The organism is Bifidobacterium xylocopae (assembly GCF_003315615.1).
GTDB lineage: Bacteria > Actinomycetota > Actinomycetes > Actinomycetales > Bifidobacteriaceae > Bombiscardovia > Bombiscardovia xylocopae.
On sequence record NZ_PDCH01000095.1, the window covers coordinates 1 to 432 of the forward strand.

The window sequence follows — 432 nt, forward strand, 5'->3', positions numbered from 1 at the left end:
AGTCGTGAAAGCCACGCAGTCGAAGTGCTCGACCCTTCACAACATACCATACCCCAGTGAAAGATTTACACCGTGAAGGCTCTGAAAGGCACCGGCAAAACGATCGTACTGTTCCTGGTGGCAGGTTCCCCTGTGGCCACAGACTGGATCGGTGACTGCGAGGCGCTGCTATACATCGGTCTGGCCGGACAGGCATCCGCCGCAGCCACCCTGGAGCTACTGACCGGTGAAGTCAACCCCTCCGGCCACCTGGCTGAGACCTGGCCCATGGCCTACGAGGACTGCCCCTCCCCCGGCGGGTACCCCGCCACCGAACGCGACGCGGTCGCTGCCGAAGGCGCCTACGCGGGCCACCCCGCCCACCTCAGCGCTGCCGCGCGCGCGCGCCCGACTCGCGGCTGCGCGCTGTGAGAGCCGCGTTCCCCCACCCCC

General features: G+C 67.1%; 1 protein-coding gene. It reads left to right on the top strand.

The window, feature by feature from the left end; translation table 11 throughout:
* Positions 1 to 72 precede the first annotated feature (72 nt).
* Positions 73 to 411 (top strand): glycoside hydrolase family 3 C-terminal domain-containing protein, encoded by a 339-nt coding sequence (locus CRD59_RS07765; protein WP_236632803.1) that lies wholly within the window; start codon positions 73 to 75, stop codon positions 409 to 411.
* The last annotated feature ends 21 nt before the right edge of the window (positions 412 to 432 follow it).